The organism is Dietzia sp. ANT_WB102, assembly GCF_008369165.1.
Taxonomy (GTDB): Bacteria; Actinomycetota; Actinomycetes; order Mycobacteriales; family Mycobacteriaceae; genus Dietzia.
In genome coordinates, this window is record NZ_VOBA01000002.1 from 335968 (window position 1) to 359449 (window position 23482).

Annotated in this window: 21 protein-coding genes and 2 tRNA genes; 17 read left to right on the top strand and 6 right to left on the bottom strand. The window is 69.2% G+C overall.

Features of this window, described 5'->3' with window-relative positions; all coding sequences use genetic code 11:
- Positions 1 to 25 precede the first annotated feature (25 nt).
- The 8 genes from dnaJ to FQ137_RS13295 are packed head-to-tail and all read left to right on the top strand — an operon-like array spanning position 26 to position 7431.
- Positions 26 to 1183, top strand: a complete 1158-nt coding sequence (gene dnaJ, locus FQ137_RS13260) for a molecular chaperone DnaJ (RefSeq protein ID WP_149293078.1) — start codon at positions 26 to 28, stop codon at positions 1181 to 1183.
- Between the two features lie 7 nt (positions 1184 to 1190).
- Entirely contained in the window at positions 1191 to 1988 is a 798-nt protein-coding gene (locus tag FQ137_RS13265; RefSeq protein ID WP_149293079.1) for a 16S rRNA (uracil(1498)-N(3))-methyltransferase, read from the top strand.
- Entirely contained in the window at positions 1985 to 3073 is a 1089-nt protein-coding gene (locus tag FQ137_RS13270) for a PhoH family protein (RefSeq protein WP_149293080.1), read from the top strand. The genes FQ137_RS13265 and FQ137_RS13270 overlap by 4 nt, the downstream gene beginning before the upstream one ends.
- Positions 3070 to 3552 (top strand): rRNA maturation RNase YbeY, encoded by a 483-nt coding sequence (gene ybeY, locus FQ137_RS13275; RefSeq protein WP_149293081.1) that lies wholly within the window; start codon positions 3070 to 3072, stop codon positions 3550 to 3552. The genes FQ137_RS13270 and ybeY overlap by 4 nt, the downstream gene beginning before the upstream one ends.
- Before the next feature lie 3 nt (positions 3553 to 3555).
- On the top strand, positions 3556 to 4872 hold the full coding sequence (locus FQ137_RS13280) for a hemolysin family protein (RefSeq protein WP_149293082.1): 1317 nt from the start codon (positions 3556 to 3558) through the stop codon (positions 4870 to 4872).
- Positions 4869 to 5777 carry a GTPase Era gene (era, locus tag FQ137_RS13285; protein ID WP_149293083.1) on the top strand — a complete coding sequence of 303 codons (909 nt, stop codon included), beginning with the start codon at positions 4869 to 4871 and terminating at the stop codon, positions 5775 to 5777. The genes FQ137_RS13280 and era overlap by 4 nt, the downstream gene beginning before the upstream one ends.
- A gap of 15 nt (positions 5778 to 5792) precedes the next feature.
- A complete protein-coding gene (gene recO, locus FQ137_RS13290; protein ID WP_370452400.1) occupies positions 5793 to 6647 on the top strand; it encodes a DNA repair protein RecO in 855 nt (284 codons plus the stop codon).
- Positions 6622 to 7431, top strand: a complete 810-nt coding sequence (locus tag FQ137_RS13295) for an isoprenyl transferase (protein ID WP_149293084.1) — start codon at positions 6622 to 6624, stop codon at positions 7429 to 7431. Before recO ends, FQ137_RS13295 begins: the two co-directional genes overlap by 26 nt.
- A 29-nt stretch (positions 7432 to 7460) precedes the next feature.
- On the opposite strand, the gene FQ137_RS13300 is transcribed toward FQ137_RS13295, so the two are convergent.
- Together FQ137_RS13300 and FQ137_RS13305 are read right to left on the bottom strand one after the other, a co-directional pair.
- Positions 7461 to 7925, bottom strand: coding sequence for a Fur family transcriptional regulator (locus tag FQ137_RS13300; protein ID WP_149293085.1), 465 nt, complete (start codon positions 7923 to 7925; stop codon positions 7461 to 7463).
- A gap of 3 nt (positions 7926 to 7928) precedes the next feature.
- Positions 7929 to 8297 (bottom strand): helix-turn-helix transcriptional regulator, encoded by a 369-nt coding sequence (locus tag FQ137_RS13305; RefSeq protein WP_149293086.1) that lies wholly within the window; start codon positions 8295 to 8297, stop codon positions 7929 to 7931.
- A 189-nt stretch (positions 8298 to 8486) separates the two neighbouring features.
- Between FQ137_RS13305 and FQ137_RS13310 the strand changes: the two genes are divergently transcribed.
- The 3 genes from FQ137_RS13310 to FQ137_RS13320 all read left to right on the top strand — a co-directional run bounded on the left by FQ137_RS13310 (position 8487) and on the right by FQ137_RS13320 (position 11894).
- A complete protein-coding gene (locus tag FQ137_RS13310) occupies positions 8487 to 9881 on the top strand; it encodes a glycine--tRNA ligase (RefSeq protein WP_149293087.1) in 1395 nt (464 codons plus the stop codon).
- Between the two features lie 55 nt (positions 9882 to 9936).
- Positions 9937 to 10554 (top strand): YdcF family protein, encoded by a 618-nt coding sequence (locus FQ137_RS13315; RefSeq protein ID WP_149293305.1) that lies wholly within the window; start codon positions 9937 to 9939, stop codon positions 10552 to 10554.
- 77 nt (positions 10555 to 10631) lie between these two features.
- On the top strand, positions 10632 to 11894 hold the full coding sequence (locus tag FQ137_RS13320) for a deoxyguanosinetriphosphate triphosphohydrolase (protein WP_149293088.1): 1263 nt from the start codon (positions 10632 to 10634) through the stop codon (positions 11892 to 11894).
- Positions 11895 to 11902: 8 nt separating this feature from the next.
- Here FQ137_RS13320 and FQ137_RS13325 read toward each other — a convergent pair whose 3' ends face one another.
- Positions 11903 to 13240, bottom strand: a complete 1338-nt coding sequence (locus FQ137_RS13325) for a serine hydrolase (protein WP_149293089.1) — start codon at positions 13238 to 13240, stop codon at positions 11903 to 11905.
- 106 nt (positions 13241 to 13346) lie between these two features.
- Positions 13347 to 15395, bottom strand: coding sequence for a TPM domain-containing protein (locus FQ137_RS13330; RefSeq protein WP_149293090.1), 2049 nt, complete (start codon positions 15393 to 15395; stop codon positions 13347 to 13349).
- Between the two features lie 68 nt (positions 15396 to 15463).
- On the opposite strand from FQ137_RS13330, the gene dnaG reads away from it, so the two are divergent.
- Positions 15464 to 17485: a DNA primase gene (dnaG, locus tag FQ137_RS13335; protein WP_149293091.1), complete on the top strand. Its 2022-nt coding sequence runs from the start codon at positions 15464 to 15466 to the stop codon at positions 17483 to 17485.
- A gap of 81 nt (positions 17486 to 17566) precedes the next feature.
- A tRNA-Asn gene (locus FQ137_RS13340) sits at positions 17567 to 17639 on the top strand.
- A gap of 82 nt (positions 17640 to 17721) precedes the next feature.
- Here FQ137_RS13340 and FQ137_RS13345 read toward each other — a convergent pair.
- Entirely contained in the window at positions 17722 to 18144 is a 423-nt protein-coding gene (locus FQ137_RS13345) for a nuclear transport factor 2 family protein (RefSeq protein ID WP_149293092.1), read from the bottom strand.
- Between the two features lie 57 nt (positions 18145 to 18201).
- Between FQ137_RS13345 and FQ137_RS13350 the strand changes: the two genes are divergently transcribed.
- Together FQ137_RS13350 and FQ137_RS13355 are read left to right on the top strand one after the other, a co-directional pair.
- Positions 18202 to 19614, top strand: coding sequence for a carboxylesterase family protein (locus FQ137_RS13350; protein WP_188065032.1), 1413 nt, complete (start codon positions 18202 to 18204; stop codon positions 19612 to 19614).
- A gap of 52 nt (positions 19615 to 19666) precedes the next feature.
- Positions 19667 to 19740 (top strand) — tRNA-Ile (locus tag FQ137_RS13355).
- Positions 19741 to 19755: 15 nt separating this feature from the next.
- Here FQ137_RS13355 and FQ137_RS13360 read toward each other — a convergent pair.
- Positions 19756 to 20850: an alpha/beta hydrolase gene (locus FQ137_RS13360; RefSeq protein ID WP_255584340.1), complete on the bottom strand. Its 1095-nt coding sequence runs from the start codon at positions 20848 to 20850 to the stop codon at positions 19756 to 19758.
- Positions 20851 to 20909: 59 nt separating this feature from the next.
- Between FQ137_RS13360 and FQ137_RS13365 the strand changes: the two genes are divergently transcribed.
- Positions 20910 to 21860, top strand: a complete 951-nt coding sequence (locus tag FQ137_RS13365) for an ABC transporter ATP-binding protein (RefSeq protein ID WP_149293093.1) — start codon at positions 20910 to 20912, stop codon at positions 21858 to 21860.
- Positions 21860 to 23440, top strand: coding sequence for an ABC transporter permease (locus tag FQ137_RS13370; protein WP_149293094.1), 1581 nt, complete (start codon positions 21860 to 21862; stop codon positions 23438 to 23440). The genes FQ137_RS13365 and FQ137_RS13370 overlap by 1 nt, the downstream gene beginning before the upstream one ends.
- Positions 23441 to 23482: the final 42 nt, after the last annotated feature.

A 23482-nucleotide genomic window follows, 5' to 3' on the forward strand; every position in this document is an offset into this window, starting at 1 on the left:
TCTTCTTCTCGACGAAAGGCCAGACGTGTCACGCGACTACTACGGGACCCTCGGGGTCGATAGGGGCGCCTCGGAATCCGAGATCAAGCGCGCCTACCGCAAGCTCGCCCGTGAGCTTCACCCCGACGTGAACCCGTCGGACGAGGCGCGTGAGAAGTTCAGCGAGATCACTGCGATCTACGAGGTGCTGACCGACCCCGAGAAGCGCCGCGTCGTCGACATGGGCGGGGACCCGCTGGACTCCTCGCCGGGCGCTGGGTATGGCGGCGGCTTCGGTGGGGGCTTCGGCAGCGGCGGTCTCGGCGACGTGTTCGAGGCATTCTTCGGCGGCGGGGGAGGCGGCAGTGGTCGCGGTCCCCGCAGCCGCGTTCAGCCCGGCCAGGACGCGCTCATCCGCGTGACCCTGGGGTTGGAGGAGTGCGCCACCGGTGTCACCAAGGAAATCCAGGTCGACACCGCCGTGCTGTGCGAGAAGTGTCACGGCAAGGGCTCGGCCACAGACAAGCCGCCGACCACCTGCGGGATGTGTCAGGGCCAGGGCGAGATCCAGTCCGTCCAGCGGTCGCTGCTGGGCAACATCATGACCAGTCGTCCGTGCCCCACCTGCGCGGGGACGGGCGAGATCATCACTGACCCGTGCGGTGAGTGCACCGGGCAGGGCCGTGTCCGCAAGCGCCGCACCGTCTCGGCAAAGATTCCCGCCGGCGTCGGCGGGGGCATGCGGATCCGCCTGTCCGGGCAGGGTGAGGTCGGCCCCGGCGGTGGTCCTGCCGGTGACCTGTATATCGAGGTCAACGAGCGTAACCACCCCGTCTTCGTCCGCGACGGCGAGGACCTGCACTGCACAGTCCGCGTCCCTGTCGTCGACGCCATGCTCGGTGGCGAGGTCGAACTCGAGACGGTCGTGGGCGACCCCTTGACGATCGAGATCCCGGTAGGTACCCAGCCCGGACACACCGTCACCCTCAACGGGCGCGGTATGCCCCGCGTGCGGGGCGGAGGCGCCGGCGACCTCACTGTCCACATGGAGGTCGTGATCCCGGAGAAGCTCGACCGCAAGCGCCGCGACCTGGTCGAGCAGTTGCGTCGCCTCGACGGCGACTCGGCCGAGGTCGTCAACGAGGACACCGCTCGCCGCGGCGGCCTGTTCTCCCGCCTCCGCGACGCCGTCGCGGGGCACTGACCGCCGCATGACCCCGTCGTTGTTCCGCACCGACACCGTCCCCGGTGTCGGTGCGTCGATCGTGCTCGACGGGCCCGAGGGCCGGCACGCCGGGTCCGCGCTGCGGATCAGGGCTGGGGAGGGTATCCGAGTCGGGGATGGCCGTGGAGCGGTGGCCGACTGTGTGGTGACGACGACGAGCCCAGGCAGGGTCGAGGCCGAGGTCGTCTCTCGGGTCGACATGCCGCGCCCGAGTCCGGAGGTCACCGTAGTTCAGGCCCTGCCGAAGTCCGAGCGGTCCGAACTGGCCGTCGAGCTGGCCACGGAGGCCGGCGCGGACCGGATCGTGCCGTGGCTGGCCGATCGCTGCGTGAGTCGGTGGACCGGCCCCAAGGTCGACAAGGGCCGGGCCAAGTGGGCCAACGCCGCCCGGGCCGCCGCCAAGCAGTCCCGGCGGGCGTGGGAGCCGGAGATCGGGGAGCTCGTCGACTCCACCGCCCTCGCCGCCCTCGTCGCCTCCGAGGTCGAAGCCGGGGCCTGCGCACTCATCCTGCACGAGGATGGCGCGGCCGGTTTCGCGGATGCGGTGACCGCGGGCCTGCCGGCGCCGCGGATCCTCGTTGTCGTCGGCCCCGAAGGAGGGGTTTCTGACGCCGAGATCGACCTCCTCACTGCGGCCGGCGCCAGGCCCGTCGTCCTGGGGCCGGAAGTGCTCCGCACCTCGACCGCCGCCACCGTGGCGCTCGCCGCGCTCGGCGTTCTCACACCGAGATGGTCGGACGCGGGGTCTACACTCGACCCAACCTCACCACGACACGGGAAGTGATTCACGTAAGCACCCCAGACAGCGACACAGCCGCCGACCTGACCACAGGTAGCGGTGGCGACCCACGAGACTCCGGCGACGCGCCCACCCGAACTGCTGTGCAGTTGGACCCAGATCTGGCGATGGCGGTGCTCGGCGCCGCAGATACCAATTTGCGGGCGCTCGAGGACCTCCTCCGAGCCGACCTGCACGTCCGGGGTGGCACCATTACCATCTCCGGTGATCGTCCCGACGTGGACCGCGCCACCCGCGTCGTTTCCGACCTGCTGCGGCAGGCGCGAAGGGGAGTGGAGATCACCCCCACTTCGGTACGACGTTCGGTGGAGATCCTCGCCGGCTCGGGACCGCTCACCCCCGAGGAGGTGCTCGGCACCGACGTCCTTTCCCGCCGCGGTGGGATGATCCGGCCCAAGACCCTCGGTCAGAAACGCTACGTCGATGCGATCGACGACCACACGATTGTGTTCGGTTTGGGCCCCGCCGGCACCGGCAAGACCTACCTCGCCATGGCCAAGGCGGTCGCCGCGTTGCGCGCGAAAGAGGTCAGTCGAATCATCCTCACCCGGCCGGCGGTCGAGGCCGGTGAGCGCCTCGGCTACCTGCCCGGCACCCTGCACGAGAAGATCGACCCGTACCTGCGGCCGCTCTACGATTCGTTGCACGACATGATGGACCCCGAAGCGATCCCCAAGCTCATGGCAGCCGGGGTCATCGAGGTGGCTCCGCTGGCGTACATGCGCGGGCGGACCCTCAACGATTCGTTCATCATCCTCGACGAGGCGCAGAACACCACGCCCGAGCAGATGAAGATGTTCCTCACCCGGCTCGGCTTCGGTTCCAAGATCGTCGTGACCGGTGACATCACCCAAATCGACCTACCCGGTGGCCAGCGCTCGGGCCTGAAGGTCGTGCGCGACATCCTCACCGGGGTGGACGACATCAACTTTTCCGAACTGACGTCCAAGGATGTCATCCGGCACGCCCTTGTCGGCCGGATCGTCGACGCTTATGCCAAGCACGAGGCTCGCCTCGACCAGGGTGAACGACCCACCGCACACAGAAACAGGGAGCAGCGCCGACGATGAGTATTGAGGTCGCCAACGAGTCGGGCGTGGAGGTCGACGAGGCAGAACTCATCGACGTGGCCGCGTTCGTGATCGCCCGGATGGACGTCCACCCGGCCGCAGAGCTGTCGATCACCCTCGTCGACAAGGACACGATGGCCGATCTGCACGTGACGTGGATGAACTTGCCCGGGCCCACCGACGTCATGAGCTTTCCCATGGACGAGCTCACACCCGGTGGTCGGCCCGATCTACCCGAGCCTGGCCCGGCCATGCTGGGCGACATCGTGCTGTGCCCGGCGTTCGCCGCCGACCAGGCCGCCAGCTCCGGACATCCCCTGGCGCACGAACTCGCGCTGCTGACCGTCCACGGCTGCCTGCACCTGCTCGGGTACGACCATGCCGAGCCCGCCGAGGAGCGCGAGATGTTCGGCCTTCAGAACGAACTGCTTGGCGAGTGGTACGACCACCGCGACGAGGCCCCGAGAGCGGACGCCTGACAGGTGGACACGACCATCCTGACGGCCGTTGCGGCCGTGTCGCTCATCCCCGTCGCCGGACTGTTCGCTGCCCTCGACGCCGCCTTGAGCACCGTCTCGGTGGCCCGCGTCGAGGAGATGACCAAGGAGAACAGGTACGGCGCCACGCGGCTGTCCACAATGCTCACCACCCGGCCGCGCTACATCAACGTCACCGTGCTGCTCCACATGCTGAGCCTGGTGGCTGCGGCGGTGCTGTTCACCGTCGTGTTCAACGACCTCATCGACTCCACGGCCTGGGCGGTGGTCACCACAGTCGTGGTGACCACCGTCGCCGCCTACATCGTGGCTGGCGTCGGGCCCCGCACCCTCGGCCGCCAGCATGCCTACACCCTCGCGCTGGGCGCGTCGACCCCGCTGACCGTGACCGGGTTCGTCCTGGGACCGGTCGCGTCTCTGCTGGTCGGCGTCGGCAATGCCGTCACCCCCGGTGGCGGCTTCCGCAACGGTCCGTTCTCCTCCGAGATCGAGTTGCTCGAGATCGTGGACATGGCTCGGGAACGGGGCGTCGTGGCCGACGACGAGTCCCGCATGATCCAGTCGGTGTTCGAACTCGGCGACACCACCGCGCGCGAGGTCATGACCCCGCGCACCGAGATGGTGTGGATCGAGTCCGACAAGACCGTCGGCCAGGCCGCGCGGCTCACCGTCAAATCCGGCTACTCGCGGATCCCGGTGGTCGACGGGGACAACTCAGACAACGTGGTGGGCGTGGTCTATCTCCGCGATATCGTCGCCCGCCTGGAGGATCCCGACGGGCGCGCCGCCCCGGTGGCCGACGTGATGCGCCCCGCAGTCTTCGTGCCTGACGCCAAGCGGATCGACGACCTGCTGGGCGAGATGCAGCGCGACCACAATCACCTCGCGATCCTCGTCGACGAATACGGCGGAACCGCCGGGCTGGTCTCCATCGAGGACATCCTCGAAGAAATCGTCGGCGAGATCGTGGACGAATACGACACCACCGAGGTCCCGCCCGTCGAGGACCTCGGCGACGGATGCTATCGACTGTCCGCCCGACTCGGGCTCGACGAGGTGGCCGAGTTGTTCGACCTCGAGTTCGCCGACGACGTGACCGAGGAGGTCGAGACTCTCGGTGGACTCCTCGCGCTGGAGCTCGGGCGCGTCCCGCTGCCCGGCGCTCACGTCGTGTCCACCGGGCTCGACCTTCGAGCCGAGGGCGGGCACGACCGGCGCGGACGGGTCAAGGTTGTCACCGTGGTGGCGGCCCGAGTTGAGACGAGTGAGCACGACACCCACGACGACGAGGAGAACAGATGAGTACCCCCGAGGGCTTCCGGAGCGGGTTCGTCAGCTTCGTCGGCCGACCCAACACGGGTAAGTCCACCCTGACCAACGCGCTCGTGGGGGAGAAGATCGCCATCACCTCCTCGCGTCCACAGACCACCCGGCACGCGATCCGCGGAATCGTGCACCGGCCAGACGCCCAGATCATCCTGGTCGACACCCCCGGCCTCCACCGGCCCCGCACGTTGCTCGGCGAGCGGCTCAACGCTTTGGTGGAGGACACCTACTCGGATGTCGACCTCATTGGCCTGTGCATCCCCGCCGGGGAACGCATCGGCCCCGGTGACCGCTGGATCCTCGACCAGGTCCGCTCACTCTGCCCCGATACTCCGGTGCTGGGGCTGGTGACCAAGATCGACACCGTCTCCAAGCAGAAGGTCATGGAACAGCTCGTGGCGGTGTCGAAACTCCTCGGGCCGGACTCAGAAGTGGTCCCGGTGTCGGCCGTATCGGGCGAGCAGGTCGATGTCGTGGCCGACCTCATCGCGACCCTGCTGCCCGAGGGGCCGCAGTTCTACCCCGATGACGTCATCACCGAGGAATCCGACGAGTCCCGCATGGCCGAACTCATCCGCGAGGCCGCCCTGGAGGGCGTCCGCGACGAGTTGCCCCACTCGATCGCCGTGACGATCGAGGAGGTCCTGCCGCATGAGGGTCGCGCCGACATGGTTGACGTCCACGCGACCGTGTATGTGGAACGTCAGAGCCAGAAGTCGATTGTCCTGGGCAAGGGTGGCTCGCGCATGCGCGAGGTCGGAACCACCGCCCGCGCGGGCATCGAGAAACTGCTCGGCACCAAGGTATACCTCGACCTGCATGTCAAGGTCCTCAAGGAGTGGCAGCGCGACCCCAAGATGCTGGGACGTCTGGGTTTCTAGCCTTCCGGTGGGACAATGGACACCCCGCGCACACGCATCCGCGTGCGCGCCCGCCCCGCCAGGGAGGCCCGGATGCACCCCTTCACCGATACGGGCCTCGTCGTGCGCACCTATGACCTGGGTGAAGCCGACCGGATCGTCACGCTGCTGACCCACCAGCACGGGCTCATCCGCGCAGTCGCCCGGGCCGTTCGCCGCACCCGGTCGCGGATGGGGGCGAGCCTCGAGCCGTTCGCGGTGGTGGAGGTGCAGATCGCCCCGGGCCGGGGCCGCAGCGGTCTCGGGACGGTCCGTCAGGCCAGCAGCCGTGAGTCGCTGGCACGTCCACTGGTCGCGGACTACCCCGCGTACACCTCCGGGTGCGTGGTGCTGGAGACCGCCGAGCGTCTCGCCGGCGAGGAGGGCGCACCCACCCCGCGGCTCCTCGGTCTCGCCGTGAACGCGCTGCGGTCACTGGCAGAACACCGCCGCGAGCCGGGCCTGGTCGCTGACGCATTCCTCCTGCGCGCCATGGCCGCCTCTGGCTGGGAGCCCGTGCTGGACTGCTGCGTGCGGTGTGGCGTGGTGGGACCGCACCGTGCGTTCCACGTCGCGTCCGGGGGGACCGTGTGCGTGCACTGCCGACCGCAGGGCTGCGCCATGCTCTCGCCCGGCGTCGCCGAGCACCTGTCCGCGCTGCTGGCGGGGGAGTGGGACGCCGTCGCCCTGTCCTCGCCCGCCGTCGTGCGGCAGGCCTCCGGTATTGCCGCGGAGCACTTGCAGTGGCATCTCGAGCGCGACCTGCGCAGTCTTCCCCTGGTCGACCGCGGCGCGGTCGGCCCCGTCGATCCAGGAGAGGAGTCCCGTGCCCGGACTACCCAGATTTCGTAAACGTCCAGCCCGGCAGACGACGGTCCGCCCGCCCTCGCCGCACCCGTCGGGAGCTCGCCCGCCGGCCATCCCGGCAGAGTTCGTCCCCCGCCATGTCGCCCTGGTCATGGACGGCAACGGCCGCTGGGCGCAGGAGCGAGGGCTGCCCCGGACCGAAGGTCACAAGCGTGGCGAAGCCGTGCTCATGGACGTCGTCGAGGGCTGCATCGAGATGGGCATCCCCTACTTGTCCGCGTACGCCTTCTCCACCGAGAACTGGAAGCGCAGCCCCGAAGAGGTCCGCTTCCTCATGGGCTTCAACCGGGACGTCCTGCGCCGGCGTCGTGACGAGATGCACGCGCTGGGCGTGCGGGTCCGGTGGGCGGGTCAGCGGCCCCGGCTGTGGAGGTCGGTCATCTCGGAGTTGGAGGAGGCGGAGGAACTCACGCGCGACAACACGGTGATGACCCTCGCGATGTGCGTGAACTATGGGGGACGGGCCGAGATCGTCGACGCCGCCCGCGCCTTCGCCCACCGCGTGGCCGCCGGCGAGCTCTCGCCCGACGACCTTACGGAGAACAACTTTCACAGCTACCTCGACGAGCCGGACATGCCGGACGTCGACCTCTTTCTGCGGCCGTCCGGGGAGCTGCGCACGTCGAACTTCATGTTGTGGCAGAGCGCCTACGCCGAGTTCGTCTTCCAGGACACGCTCTTCCCGGACTTCGACCGCCGGGACCTGTGGGCGGCGTGCCTGGAGTACGCGGAGCGCGACCGGCGCTTCGGAGGCGTCACCAGCTCCTGACCGCCGTCGCGCCGGGTACGGGCTTGCGGTCAGTCCGAGTCGGCAGCAGCGGACGCGGCGCCACCCGGGGCCCGCAGTCGGTCCTCGGTGCCCGCCGCGCACTCTGCGCACAGCCCGAACAGTTCGACGGTGTGACTGACATCGGTGAACCCGTGCGCCCGGCCTGCTTTCTGAGCCCACACCTCCACCCCGGGCTCCTCGACCTCCACGGTGAACCCGCACGCTCGACACACGAGGTGGTGGTGGTGCGAGTCGGAGCACTTCCGGAAGATGAGTTCCCCGGAGTCGGTCCGCAGCACGTCGACCGCCTCGGCGTCGGCCATCGACTGCAGTGTCCGGTACACAGTGGTCAGCCCGATCGTGTCGCCCCGCTCACGGAGTTCAGCATGCAGGTCCTGGGCCGAACGGAAGCCCTTGGACTCGTCCAGGAGAGCGGAGATGGCGCTGCGCTGACGCGTCGACCGTACGCCGATCGGTTTACCCGGAGTGGTCAACTCTCACTGCTCCTCGGCGTGCCCGACGGCCGCCTCGACGATGTTGAGCAGGTGCCCGTCCAACAGCTCGTAGCGCATCTCCCGACCCTGCCGGTGCGAGGAGACCACTCCGGACGACTTGAGAACCCGCAGATGCTGGCTCACCAACGGCTGGGTGACGCCGAGTGCGTCGACCAACTCGTGCACGCACCGCGGACCCTCCCGCAGTTGGAGGACGATCCCGATGCGCAGCGGGGCGGACAGGGCCCTGAGTAGTCCCCCGGCTGCGGTCATCACCTGCTCGGGTGGCAGCGGAACGGGTGCGGCCCGGTGGTCAGCGTCGTGGACGTCCGTGACCGGCTCGGGTCCGGTCGATCGGGGTCCGCTTGGCATCGTCTCCGCCTTCCGGGCTCGCTGATGGGCTCGGTCGCCGCCGGCACCGTATCGGGTAGGGGACCCCAGTATCCCAGACCCGGGGGCCCGACCGGATACCCTGGGGACAAGTGCCCGGGCGCCGGCCCGCGCCGAGGTGGTCCACCCGACACCTCCGCCAAACGACTCACCAAAGGGAGAACCCCCGACGTGGCAGCCTCAGCTTCCGTCATCGATACCGTTGTCAACCTCTGTAAGCGCCGGGGGTTGGTGTACCAGAGTGGCGAAATCTACGGCGGGACCCGTTCGGCGTGGGACTACGGCCCTCTGGGCGTCGAGCTCAAGGACAACATCAAAAAGCAGTGGTGGCGGACTTTCGTCACCGGCCGCGACGACGTGGTGGGCCTGGATTCGTCGATCATCCTGCCCCGCAAGGTGTGGGAAGCCTCCGGGCACGTCGAGACGTTCACCGACCCGCTGGTCGAGTGTCGGTCCTGCCACACCCGGTTGCGCCAGGACCATCTGCAGGAGGCGTACGCGGCCAAGAAGAAGCTCGACTCACCGGCCGACGCCCCGATGTCCGAGATCGCGTGCCCGAACTGCGGCACCAAGGGGCAGTGGACCGACCCACAGTTGTTCTCGGGCCTGGTGAAGACCTTCCTCGGACCCGTGGACAACGAGACCGGACTGCACTATCTCCGGCCGGAGACCGCTCAGGGCATCTTCACCAACTATAAGAACGTCATGACGACCGCGCGTCGAAAGCCGCCGTTCGGCATCGGTCAGATCGGTAAGGCGTTCCGCAATGAGATCACCCCCGGCAACTTCATTTTCCGCACCCGGGAGTTCGAGCAGATGGAGATCGAGTACTTCGTCAAGCCCGAGGAGGCCGACGAGTGGTTCAAGAAGTGGGTGGAGGACTGCTGGGACTGGTTCGTCGACCTGGGGATCAATCCGGAGAACCTTCGTCGGTTCGACGTCCCGGATGACGAGCGAGCTCATTACTCGGCGGGGACCATCGATTTCGAGTACAGGTTCGGGTTCTCTGGCAACGAGTGGGGCGAGCTCATGGGCGTCGCCAACCGCACCGATTACGACCTCACGCAGCACCAGACCCACTCGGGCGAGGACCTGCAGTACTTCGATCAGGCCTCGGGAGAGAAGTACATCCCCTACGTCATCGAGCCGAGTTTCGGCCTGACCCGCTCGCTCATGGCGTTCCTCGTCGACGCCTACACCGAGGACGAGGCCCCCAACGCCAAGGGCGGGGTGGACACCCGGACCGTGCTCAAGCTCGACCGCCGGCTGTCGCCGATCAAGGCCGCAGTGCTCCCGCTGTCGCGCAACGCCGACCTGTCACCCAAGGCCCGCGACCTCGCGGCCCAGCTCCGCAAGAACTGGAACGTGGACTTCGACGATGCCCAGGCCATCGGCCGCCGCTACCGCCGCCACGACGAGATCGGCACCCCGTTCTGCATCACGGTCGACTTCGACACCCTTGAGGACCAGGCCGTGACCATCCGTGAGCGCGACACCATGGCGCAGGAGCGCGTCGCGATCGACCAGGTCGAGGGGTACCTCGCGCAGCGGCTGATCGGGTGCTGACTGACTCTCCTGGCACACTGGTTGGGTGAGAAGATCCCGGTCCCCGCTTCGCGTGGTGTCCAGGGCCGTCAGCTGGCTCCTGGGCATCGCACTGCTGTTGTGCCTGGTCATACCCGGATTCATTGCCTTCCGGGTATGGCACGTGGCTCGTGTTGACGACCGTTCCCCGGCGGATGCGATCGTGGTGCTGGGTGCGGCTCAGCACAACGGCACCCCCACCCCCGTGTTTCAGGCCAGGCTGGAACATGCGGCCGTGCTCTTCGATCAAGGGGTCGCGTCGCAGATCATCACAGTCGGCGGTAACCAGCCGGGCGACCTCTACACCGAGGCAGGGTCCGGTCGGGCCTACTTGACCCAGCTCGGGGTGCCCGCTGAGGCGATCCTGGCGGTAGAAACCGGGACCAACACCGAGGGCAGTCTGGATGCGGTCGCGCAGACCGTGCGCGACCAGGGTGGCCAGTCGGTGGTGCTGGTCAGCGATCCCACCCACTCGTACCGTTCGCGCATGATGGCTCGGGATGCGGGCCTGGACGCGTGGACCTCGCCGACTCGTCACGGGCCGGCGGTGTGGACGCGGGAGAACCAGATCTTGGGCATCGTCCGCGAGACGGGCGCAGTGCTCTGGTATCAGTACCACCGGATCGCGGGGAGCAAGGTGGACTTCCCGGGCTGAACCGCCAGGGCGGGCCACACGGTCAGGCTCGACCGGGCCGCAGGATTACGGGGCGGCGACGCCCGGAGGAGACGTGAATGACGGGTTACGCGTACCAGGCCGCGGACGCCGAGCGCCGGGTGGACGAAGCGTCCGGCCGGACGCGGGGGAAGGCCAGTGAGCGCAGCCCGTTCGACCGGGATCGCGCTCGCGTCCTGCACTCGGCGGCGCTGCGCCGTCTAGCCGACAAGACGCAGGTGGTCGGTCCCGGTGACGGGGACACTCCGCGGACCCGCCTCACCCATTCTCTCGAGGTTGCGCAGATCTCCCGCAGCATCGCGGCTGGTCTGGGTTGTGACCCGGACCTGGCGGATCTGGCGGGCCTGAGCCATGACATCGGACACCCGCCCTACGGTCACAACGGCGAGCGCGCGCTGGACGAGGTTGCCCGCGGCTTCGGCGGATACGAGGGCAACGCGCAGACCGTCCGGATCCTGTCGCGTCTCGAGCCCAAGGTCGTGGACGCGTCCGGCCGCGGGGTGGGATTGAACCTCACCAGGGCGGCCCTGGACGCCGCCACAAAATACCCGTGGCTGCCGCGGGAGGGGACCCGGAAGTTCGGCGCGTACGCGGACGACGCGGACACCCTCGCATGGATCCGTCAGGGCGCGCCCGGGGACACCAGGTGCCTCGAGGCGCAGATCATGGACTTCTCCGACGATGTTGCGTACTCGGTCCACGACGTCGAGGACGCGATCGTTGCCGGCCGGTTGGATCTGCGGTCGCTCTCTGATCGGTCAGAGGTCGCCGCGCTGGCAGAGTTGGGGGCAGAGGAGTTCGGTGGACCGGATGCCGGCCAGTTGGAGCAGGCTGCTGGCCGCCTCGGCGCGCTCGACGTGGTTCGAGCCGTGCAGCCCTTCGACGCGAGCTTCAGTGGGTTCGTGGCGCTCAAGGCTCTGACCAGTGAGTTGGTCGGCCGGTTCGTCATGCCTGCCATCCACGCCACCCGCGAGGTGCACGGCGCCGAGCCGCATGGGCGCTACAGCGCAGATCTTGAAGTGCCGGCGGAGGTCGAGTCTGAGGTGGTGATGCTCAAGACGATGGCGGTGCGTTACGTCATGAGCGACCCGGGGCACCGGCTCCGTCAGGATCGCCAGCGCGACCGGATCCACCGGGTGGCGGAGTTCCTCGCCCAGTCCGCTCCCGCAAGTCTCGACCCGGTCCTGCGTCCGCTGTGGGACTCGGCCCCGGATGACGAGTCACGGATGCGAGTGATCGTTGACCAGATCGCCCTGTACACCGAGAGCCGGCTGGAGCGGGTCGACCGCGCGAGTGCCGGCATCCAGGCCGCGTGGGGCTGAGCTGCGGGTCAGCCGACGGCGCGAACGACCTCGCCGACGAGTCGGTCGACTCCGAGCGAGTCGATGCTCGATCCGGGGGAGAAGCCTGTGCGGACCACCACGAGGTCGGCTGAGGGGACCACCACGATGTATTGCCCGTCGTGCCCGGACGCCCAGTAGGCATCCGCCGGCATGTCCGCGAATCGGAGCGGGGAGCCGTCCCCGGCATCGTTGAGCCACCACTGTGCTCCGTACGGTTCGGGTTCACCGCCGGCCGGCACGCCGGTCGTCGCGTAGTCCATCCACCCGGCCGGCAGCAGTCGCCTGCCGTCCACCTCGCCGTCGTCGAGCACGAACTGACCGAACCGGGCCCAGTCCCGCGGGGTCGCCCATAGGTACGAGCTACAGACGGACCCGCCCGAGGCGTCTGCCTCGAGGACCGCGCTGCGCATCCCGAGCGGGCGGAAGAGCAGTTCGGAGGCCATCTCGGGACCGAGCCCGGTGCGCTCGTGCAGGAGGTCGCAGACGATGTTGGAAGTGCCCGACGAGTACTGGCGGTAGGAGCCGGGGGAGTGGGCCAGCGGCTGGGAGGCGGCGAATGCGGCCATGTCGGGCTCGAGGAAGAGCATTTGGGTGATGGGCGTCCCCAGGTCGTACTCCTCGTCCCACTCCAGGCCGGAAGTCATGCGAAGCAGGTCATCCAGGGAGATCTGTGAGCGATCGTCGGTCCACTCGGGGCGCAGACCCGTGGCGTCGGGGGCGAGGTCGACGTCGGGGGTCTCGATCTGGGCGCGTCCGACGAGCGTGGCGGCCACGCTCTTGGCCATGGACCAGCCGAGCTGGCGGGTGTCCGGGCCGAAACCGTCGGCGTACCGCTCGCCGAGGATCTCGCCGCGGTGGACGACGACGAGTCCACGCGTCCCGTCCTGTGCTGCGGCTTCGTCGAGTGCCGGCGAGATCTCGTCCGGGGCATCGGCCGCCTCGGTTAGGAGCACACCCGGTGGGCCGTCCTCGAGTAACGGTGGTGGTGGTCTGTTGCCCTGGGATCCAGCGGCGCGTCCCCCGAGTGCGCAGCCGTACTCGGAGACGTGGGCGCTCTGCCGGAAGGCCACCCCCAGGACCGAGGAGGTCGCGGTCCCGGCCTCCTCGTCGATCGACGACCGCATCAAGGGGACCAGCGGGTTGGGCGGGAGATCGGACTCGTAGTCCTCGCGGCCTACGAGGAAGTGCAGGGCACATGCATTGTGGGCGGCGTAGCCGGTGCCGGTGAGCAGCATCGGGCGGTACCAGGCACCAACCGCTACCGCGGTTGCGATGAGAGCGACTACCGCAATCACCGCGATGAGCGTTGTGCGCCGACGTGTCATGACTATGGAGGCTAGTTGCGAGTTCCGACAGCCGAGCCGACTTGGCTCTCCTCATCCGGTCAGAAGCGGGAGAAACCCGGCCGCGAGGACTGTCGGACAGGCGCGTTCAGAACCGCCCGCCCGCGCCGCCCCCACCGAAACCGCCGCCACCGCCCCCGAAGCCCCCGCCGAAGCCGCCCCCGCCGCCGAAGCCGCGGGAGGAGCCGAAGCCGCCCCCGCCGCCGCGGAGCATCCCCTGGATCAGCGCCCCGGCGACCATGCCGCCGACCATGGCACCGGTATTGGACCCCCCACGTCCGCCCCGGCCTCCGTAGCCGCCGGTGTACTGGGGCCGGGAGGCGTCGCTCTGCGCCAGCCGCAGGGCCTCGCGGGCGAGGTTGAGGGCGCGCTCAGCGGCGGGGAACGCGGCAGGACCGACCGTGGCCTCGGCGGTCGAAAGCGAGTTCTTCGCCGCCGCGAGCCGGGTACGGGCCGCCTGGCCGATGACATACGAGCGGCTGCCGATGAAGTCGTCGGCTTCGCGCACCGCTCCGGCTGCGCGGGTGATTGCGGCCCGACGAGCGGCGCGGGCGCGGCTCGCCTCCTCAGCCTCGTGCCCGGCGGCCGCGAGGGCTTCGTCGAGGTCACGGTCCACGTCGATGAGGCGGGAGAAGGTGCCCAGGGGATCGGTTTGTCCGTCGCGATGGGCCGCTCCGACCGCCTCACGGGCGGTGGTCGCCACCTGGGTGAGCTCTCTGCTGGTGGAGTCGCTGATGTCGGTGGACGCCAGCAGTTGTGAGGCCTGCGCGAGCTCCTCCTCGACCTCCTCGATCAGCGGATCGAGGTCACGACGCGCGGCGGCGATGTCGTCGGAGGCATGGTCCACCCCGTCGACCAGCTTCTCGGCGCGCGATAATCCGCCCTCGGCGGAGGTGATGGCGTCCACGGCCTCGCCCTGCTCGCCCACTGGCCTGGCCAGGGCGGCCCGGGCGCGCGCGGTCTCGCCCTCCGCGGCGTCGATCAGTTGCTCGGCCAGGGAGAGGTTGTCGGAGATGGAGGCGAGGACCGCTGCGGGGAACCGCTCGCGCAGGTCCGACATCGTCTTCTCGGCCTCGGGGAGGCGGGCGCGCAGGGTGACCGTGCGACGTGTGAGCGCGTCGACGGAGGCGCCGCCGTTGATGAGCAGGTCGCGCATCTCGGCGAAGGCCTTCGCCTGCCCCTCGAGGCCGCGTTCGGCGCGTTCGGCGCGGGCGGCCACCTCGAGCAGCATGGCCTTGCGCTGGTCGGGCGTCTCGGGGATGTCGTCGTCGAGGCGCTGGACGAGGGAGTGTGCAGCGGCAACCTCGGATCGCGCCGAGTCGAGCGCGGATCGGAACGGCCGGGTACGCAGTTCGCCGAACTCCCCAGCGGCGGTCTCGAGGGCCGAGGTGGACTCATCCACTGCCTGGTCGGCATCCACCAGACCGGCCCGCGCCCGTGCGTCGAGAACCTCCACAGGTAGCGCGGACATCCGCGCGGTGTCGTCACCGGGGATGTCCCGGGCCGACTCTGCCTGACGAGCAGTCCGGGTGGCTCGGCGTCGGCGGGTGACCACCAGGAGCAGCGCCACCGCGGCCGCGATCACCGCGATGATCGCCAGCAGTGCACCGACGGAGAGGCCGGAGCCCGACCCCTGACGTTCGAGGCCGTCGGCTGCCCCGATCGCGGCGCCCGACCAGTCATCGACCGCGAGCTTCGGCTCGATGTCCCGGTCGGCGATCCGCTGGTCGGAACGCTGGTCTGTGGACTCGAACCAGTACCTGCCGTCCTCGACGGCCACCGCGAGCAGGACGTCCGAGGACCCCAGGTCGGACAGTTGCGCGGTCTGCCGGGCCCACTGGTCGGGCGGGATCCCGTCGAAGCTGTCGACGAACGTCACCCACAGTTGGATCTGATCGGTCGAGCGAAGCTCGGCCAGTCGGCTCTCCACCTCGCGGGTGTCGCCGCCCAACACGCCAGCGGAGTCGGTGAGCTGTTGCTGCAGGTTCGACGGGCGCTCGGCGGAGGCGCCGGGGGCGGCCCACACCAGCGCGCAGGCGAGGAACGCGACCACCGTCGCGACGACTGTCACCGGGGCCTGGCTGAACCGGGAACGGGGTCGCCGGGCGGCGTCGGGCAGGAGTTGGGCGACGATCATGACCCCAGCGTATCGGCCTCGAACAGGGGGCACGCCGGTCCTCGCCGGAGGCGGCTACTCTGGGCGTCATGGCAGGGCGGATTCCGGAGCAGGACATCGCCGCGATCCGCGAACGCACTCGCATCGAGGAGATCGTCGGCGAGTACGTCGCGCTCAAACCCGGCGGCATCGACTCGATGAAGGGGCTGTCCCCGTTCACGGACGAGAAGACCCCGTCGTTCCACGTGCGTCCGCAACACGGCTACTTCCACTGTTTTTCCACAGGGGAGGGCGGTGACGTCTTTGCCTTCCTCATGAAGATGGAGCACATCAGCTTCGTCGAGGCGGTCGAACAGCTGGCCGACCGTATCGGCTACCGCATCTCCTACGAGGGCGGCGGTCAGGTCATCCAGCGCGATCGCGGCACGCGGTCCAGACTCGCGCAGGCGAACGCCGCCGCGCAGAAGTTCTATGCCGAGCGGCTGGCGGAGGATCCCGAGGCCGAGACCGCGCGCACCTTCCTCACCGACCGTGGGTTCGACATGGCCCAGGCGCAGCACTTCGGGTGCGGATACGCCCCCGCCGGCTGGGACACCATGAGCAAACACCTCATGCGGCAGGGGTTCGAACCCAAGGAGCTGGAGGCGGCAGGGCTGTCCAAGACGAGTTCTCGCGGCACGCTCATCGACCGTTTCCACCGCCGACTCTTGTGGCCCATCCGCAACCTCGGCGGTGAGGTGATCGGTTTCGGCGCGCGCAAGCTGTTCGAGGACGACACGCTGGGCAAGTACATGAACACGCCCGAGACGATTCTGTACAAGAAGTCGCAGGTGCTGTTCGGTCTCGACCTAGCCAAGCGGGAGATTGCCTCGCAGCGCCGCGCGGTTGTCGTCGAGGGGTACACCGACGTCATGGCCATGCACGCGGCCGGCGTCACGACCGCGGTCGCCGCGTGTGGCACCGCGTTCGGCGAGGACCATCTGTCCACGCTCCGGCGTCTGATGCTGGACGACAACTACTTCCGCGGCGAGATCATCTACACCTTCGACGGCGACGAGGCGGGCAAGAAGGCTGCGCTCCGGGCGTTCTCGGGCGATCAGCAGTTCTCGGGTCGGACGTTCGTGGCGGTGGCCCCGCCCGGGCTGGACCCCTGCGACTTGCGTCAGAACAAGGGCGACGCGGCAGTGCGGGATCTGGTGTCTGCGCGGGTGCCGATGTTCGAGTTCGCGATCCGCTCGATGCTCGAGGATTACGACCTCGACCATGCAGAGGGACGTGTCGAGGCCCTGCGGCGCACGGTGCCGGTAGTGGCGGACATCCGCGATTCGACGCTGCGGGACGAGTACGCCCGCCAACTCGCCGGGTGGGTGGGCTGGGACGACCCAGCGACGGTGGTGCGTCGCGTCCGCGAGGAGGCGCGCAAGAAGGGCCGGTCGCGCTCGACATCGGGTCCGGGGCTACGCAGGCGCGCTCCGGCGACCCCGGGCGGAGGCACCCGACCGGGGCGGGACGCCGCTGAGCGTGGGGGAGGCGTTCGTGGGCGTGGGGGGTACGACGACGAGCCCGCCGGCGGCGAAGCTCCGCCGACGCCGGAAGTTCCGGCGGGCGTGCCCATCCCCGCCGCGGCCGACCCCGTGCTGTGGCCGCAGCGGGAGGCGGTGAAGGCGGCCCTGCAGTACCCGGGCCTGGCGGGCCCGTTGTTCGACTCCTTGCCGGAGGAGTGCTTCACCCACCCGGCGTACGCCACTATCGCCCAGGCGCTCTCCACGGCCGGGGGGTGCGCTGCAGGCAAGAGCGGTGCCAACTGGGTCTCCGAGGTCTCCCAGGGGTTGAGCGACGACGGGCTGCGCAGGCTGGCCGGGAGTCTGGCCGTGGAGACGCTGCGGGTGTCCGAGGACGCGTTGCCGCGCTATATCTCCGGCGTGTTGGCGCGACTGCAGGAGGTGTGGGTCTCGGGCCAGATCGCGGATCTCAAGTCCAAGGTCCAGCGGATGAGTCCGGCGGAGGATCCCGAGGGCTATTCAGCGCTGTTCGGTGATCTGGTGGCCTTGGAGGAGTACCGGCGCGGCCTGCTGAATCAGGCGGTCGGGGCGACCCCGGACATTGCCTGACCTGCCGATTTGGTCTGGCGGGTACAGGCGCACTAAGGTGAGATCTCGGTATCCGGCATGACTGCCGGTCACCAGCACTGATCCCCCATAGCTCAATTGGCAGAGCATTCGACTGTTAATCGAAGGGTTATTGGTTCGAGTCCAATTGGGGGAGCTCCGGGAGAGGGTCCGAGGCATCATTGCCTCGGGCCCTCTCCGCATTTCCGCGTGTACGGCGGATTCCAGCGCCTTAGACGTCACTCCCGCCGGAGCACTCGGGCGTCGCCGAGGTCGAAGCTGAGCTCGAACCACCTCGAACTGATCTGCCATCCCTCACTTGTTCGCGTCCACTGGTCCGTGTATTCGCCGATGCATTCGTAGGTCAGTCCGGCGAGGTCGCCGGCACCCCGGTGCAGGACCCGCCCGTATGTCCGGCTCCGCGCGCGGTCTGGATCGCCGTCGAGGTCGAGTTCTACGCGGTGGTTGCCCAGCAAATGTTGCGAGGGGCCGCAACCCCCCAGATGGTCCCGGACCCTCTCCACGATCGCCTCGCGGCCGGTTGCGCCGTACCCGGTCGCGAACTCTGTGAAGAGGGCGCCCAGCCCGTCCCAGTCACGGGTGTCCAGGGCCGTGGCGACGTCGGCGAGCCGTTCGACGATCTGGTCTGTGACACTGCTCATCCCATTGTCTTAGCAGGAACCACCGGCAGAATCGGTCTGTCTCGCTAATCTGGCGCAATGAGCCGCCCCGGAACCCGACGCGATGGCGAGGTCGAGATTGCACTGTCTACCGGCCGTGTGCGGGGGGCTGACTTGGGGGATGTGCTCCGCTTTTACGGCATCCCGTACGCGGAGGACCCCATCGGCGACCTCCGGTTCGCAGCCCCCGTTCGACGGGTGCCGTGGGACGGGATTCGTGATGCGACCCGGCCGGCGGCCACCGCGCAGCGCCTGCGTTTCGACGCCAACCCGGCGATTCCGGAGCCGATCGTCGCGGGCACGGACATCCTCCACGTCGACGTGTGGGCTCCTACCGAAGGGTTGGGACACCCGGTGCTGGTGTGGATCCACGGCGGCGGCTGGGAGTCGGGATCTTCGCACCAGCCCTGGTTTGACGGGACCGCTTTCGCCCGCGCCGGGATCGTCGTGGTCTCGGTGGGGTACCGCCTGGGGGTCGAGGGATTCACCGCGTTTCCCGATGCGCCGGACAACCGCGGGGTGCGGGACTGGATTATGGCCCTGGAGTGGGTCCGCGACGAGATTGAGGCGTTCGGCGGTGACCCTGGACAGGTCACGGTGTCGGGCCAGTCCGCCGGAGGCGGGGCGGTGCTCTGTCTGCTCGCCGCTCCCGCGGCGGCCGGACTGTTCCACCGCGGGATCGCCTCGTCGCCGGCTGTTCTGCGGTCGCCAGCCGCACAGGCCCCCATCGGGGCGACAGCCGCCGAGCTGGCAGCAGGCGGGCGGGGCGCCGTCGACGAGTTCCACCGGCGCCTGCGCAAGGACAATCCGTTTCTCATGCCGTTCCGACCGACGGTCGGCGACGACACCGTCCCGGTTCCGCCCCTGGAGGGCATCGGAAGCGGGCCGGGGCTCGACCTACCCCTGCTCATCGGCTCCACCGCCACGGAATTCGAAGGAGTCGTCCGGTCCCTGCCCCGGCCGGCACTGTTGCCGGGCGCGGTCATGATCCTGCGGTCCCAGGAATTGCCCACCGCAGGACTGCGCGCGCTGGCCAGGCAGTCGGCGGGCAGGTCTCTGCGCCGAGCGGTGGGGGCGGTGGTCGACGCCGCGACCATCCACTCGACCGTCGTCCGGGCGGCCGAGACCAGGATGGTGGGCGGCGCGCCCACCTGGGTGTACGACTTCCGTTGGTCCGAGGGCAGGGGCGCGGTCCACTGCGCGGACCTGCCGTTCTTCTGGGCCGTGCCGGAGGCCCCCAATGTGCGGTCCTACCTGGGAGCTGATGCGCCAACGGAACTCGTCGCGGACATGCACCGGTCGTGGGTCGACTTCGTCCGTACCGGAGATCCGGGTTTCCCGCGCTATGAGCCCCTGGGGAGGCAGGTGCAGGTGTGGGACGAGCCCTCTGTCGTCGTCGAGGACGGCCTCGCCGACGTCCGGGAGGTCTGGTGGCCGGGCGGCGGGTCTTGACGTCTTGCTACGATTGCGCGGCGCGTGCCGGTGACGCTCCCGGCGCGCGCAGGGGGCTATAGCTCAGTTGGTTAGAGCCGCGGACTCATAATCCGCTGGTCGCGGGTTCGAGCCCCGCTGGCCCCACCTCCGCGAGACCGGTCAGTAGGCCAGCCCCATCCGCATTGCGCCCACCGCCTCGGACAGCGCTGACCGCGCCCGAGGGCTGGCGCCGACGGCGTTGACGAACGGGTGGACCAGTGACTCGTGACGCCTGAGCGACACCGGGACACCAGCGTCCGCCATCTTGCGCGCGTACGCCTCGCCCTCGTCGCGCAGCGGATCGAACCCGCCCGTCGCCACGTGCGCGGGAGGCAACCCGGAGAAGTCCTCCGCCAGTAGAGGCGAGGCCCGGGGGTCGAGTCGGTCGGAGTCCGAGCGGATATAGGTCTCCTCGTACCAGTCCATGTTCTCCCTCGTGAGAAAGAATCCCTCGCCGAACAGCTCGTACGAGCGCGTCCGTGCGGACATGTTGGTGGCAGGCACGAACAACAATTGGAAGTCCGGCATCTTCTCGCCGGCATCGCGAGTCTGTTGGCAGACCACCGCCGCCAGGTTGGCGCCCGCGCTATCGCCACCCACCGCGATCCGCCTCGGGTCAACGCCGAGCTCTTCGGCGTTGTCGCGGACGTAACGGAACGCGGCGAGCGCGTCCTCAGCGGCGGTGGGGAAGCGGAATTCGGGCGCCAACCGGTAGTCCACACTGATCACCTTGAGCCCTCCCGTCGCGGCGATATAGCGGCAGGTCGCGTCATGCGAGTCAACGCTGCCCAGTACCCACCCGCCGCCGTGGAAGTACACGAGCACCGGCAGTGACTCTTCCCCGTCGACCGGCGAGTACAGGCGCGCCGGCAGGTCCGCCCGGTCCGTATCGGTGCCGCCGAGAGGGAGGATCATGTCGGCGACGACGGCGAGGTCGATCTTGGTGCCCGAAACGGTGTATGCCGATCGCTCGAGGACCAAGCGGGCCTGCTCGACGGTCAGGTCCTGGTATTCACCCTCCGACATCAGCGAGATGATTCGGAGCCCGGCCTGGAAGTGCGGGTCGAGGACCTGCCCGTCGAGTCGCCGCGGGGTCCCGCCCACGAGCCCGAGCAGCGGCGCCGGCAATGATCCGGCAGCGGTCATAGCGGCCCGGGTCAGGCGGTCCGGGATCGACGGGGAGTAGGCGCGGTGGCCGGACATGGGAGAACGCATAGCCACATTGTGGCGCGAATTCCTGGGATGATCAGGGCAATCGGGCGAAGGAGCTGGTCATGCGTTCAGGGCAGGAGAACGTGGTTCGGGTAGAGGGCCTGGTTAAAACCTTTGGAGGCGCTCGGGCGCTGGACGGGCTGGACCTGGATGTTCGCCGCGGAGAGGTCCACGGTTTCCTCGGGCCCAATGGGTCGGGAAAATCGACCACCATCCGCATTCTGCTGGGGCTGATGCGCGCCGACGCCGGCCGGGTGACCGTGTTCGGCGGGGACCCGTGGCGCGATGCGGTAGAGCTCCACGCCCGGATGGCGTACGTCCCCGGCGAAGTGGCCCTGTGGCCTCGACTGACGGGCGGCCAGAGCATCGACCTGCTGGGCCGAGCTCTCGGGGGGCTGGACCCGGCCAGGCGGGACGGACTCGTCGAGCGTTTCCGCCTGGACCCGACCAAACGCACTCGGGACTATTCCAAGGGCAACCGGCAGAAGGTGTCACTCGTCGCGGCGCTGGCCTCGGACGCCGAACTTCTCGTGCTGGACGAGCCCACCTCCGGACTGGACCCCCTCATGGAGCAGGTGTTCCAGGACTGCGTCCGCGAGACCATCGCACGCGGGGCCACTGTCCTGCTGTCCAGCCACATCATGGGCGAGGTGGAGGCCCTCGCGGACCGCGTGAGCATCATCCGCGCCGGCCGTACCGTCACCTCGGGCACGCTGGCCGAGCTGCGGCGCCACACCACGACCGAGGTCCATGCCGTCACGGACGCCGACCCGCGTCCACTCGAGCGAGTGGCCGGGGTCGACGGCCTACGGATCGACGATTCCACCGATGGACGGTTCGAGGTCCGCTGTCACGTGCCCGCTCCGCGGCTCGGCGAGGTGACGGGCATCCTGCACGCGGCCGGAATCCACACTCTGACGGCGACCCCGCCCAGCCTGGACGACCTCTTCCTCAGCGCCTATACCGGGAGCTGGACGGAAACCCGGGACGACGACCTGCCCGGGGAGCGGTGATGACGTCGCCGTTCGCGGGCACGGGACTGCTGGTACGCATCGCGCTGGGCACCGGCTGGCGGACTGCGGCGGCCTGGGTCGTGGGCCTGGCCTCGCTGTACCTGATCACCGGATTATCCATCGGGGCCCTGTACGACACCCCACAGGAATTGGCCACCTACGGCGCCTCGATCGGGGAGTCGACTGTCATGCTCACCGGCCGGGTGGCCGGACTCGACACCCTCGGCGGCATCCTGATGAACGAGTACTCGTTCCTGGTCGCCTTCGGTATTCCGGTCATGGCGATCGCCCTGACCGCGCGGGCCACCCGCAAGGAGGAGGAGTCGGGACGGTCGGAGCTGTTGTTGGCTGGTCGGGTCGGTCGGCTCGCCCCGACGGCGGCGGCCCTCGTCGTCGTCGCAGGAGTGTTCGCGGTCCTGGGCGTGGCGCTGTGGACGGTGACCCTCACCCTCGACATCGACCGCGGTGGCGCGGTCCTATACGCGGTATCGATCGCCGCCACCGGCTGGGTGTACGCCTCCGGTACCGCCGTGCTCGCCCAAGTCCTGTCACACAACCGCACTGTGTGGGCGTCCGCGATGGCCGCGTCGGGACTGACCCTCATCACGCGTGGGGTCGGGGACACCAATCGCAACTGGCTCAGCTGGACGTCCCCGCTGGGGTGGCAGGGCATGGTCCGGCCCTTCGGTGACCCGTCCGTGGGGCCGCTGATTGTGGCGGTCGGCGTCGCAGCCGGGCTTGCGGCGCTCGCGCTTTGGCTCGCCAGCCACCGCGACGTGGGGCAGGGGATGATCCCCACCCGGACCGGACCGGCCTCCGCGTCGGCATGGCGGGCGTCGCGTGCGGGGACAGCCGTGCACCAGCACCTGGGGGCGTTCACCGGCTGGACGCTCGGCGGGGTGGCCCTCATGGTCGTCTACGGCGGGCTGATGAACGTGGTTGTGGAGGCGATCATGTCCAACCCCGGGCTGGCAGCATTCCTCGCCGACTCCGGGACGGTCGTGGACTCGATCGTGCAGACACTCATCACCCTCGTCGGGTTCCTCGGCGCCGGGTTCGCGCTCCAGACCCTGTCCGGGTTACGGGGCGAGGAGACCTCAGGGAGGCTCGAAATGGCCCTGTCCGTCAGCCGCTCGCGATGGTCCTGGCTCGCCGCCCACACCGCGGTCGTGTCCGCCGGAACCGTCATCGTGGTGCTGGCGGGATCGGCCGCCTTCGGCATCTGCGCGGCCACGGCACTGGGCGACCCGGGACTAGCCGGCCGGATCCTCGCAGCCGGGGCGTGGCAGGCTGCCGCCGCTGGCCTGTTCGTGGGGATCTCGGTCGCATTATTCGGCGCACTCCCACGGCTGCAGGTGCTCGCATGGGCGCCGTTCGCAGTCGCCGTAGTCGTCACTTTCATGGGCCCGACGCTCCGCCTCACCGACGACCAGATGCGACTGTCGCCGTTCGGTGCGGTCGGTAGCGCCCCCGTGGGCCCCGTGGACCCGGTCGGCGTGACCGCACTCATCACGCTGACGAGCATCCTGATCGTCGTCGGGCTGGTCGGCTTCCGGCGCCGCGACGTGCCGCGAACCTGATCGCCGCGCCCGACCAGACCTGACAGACTGGCCGTCGTGGCC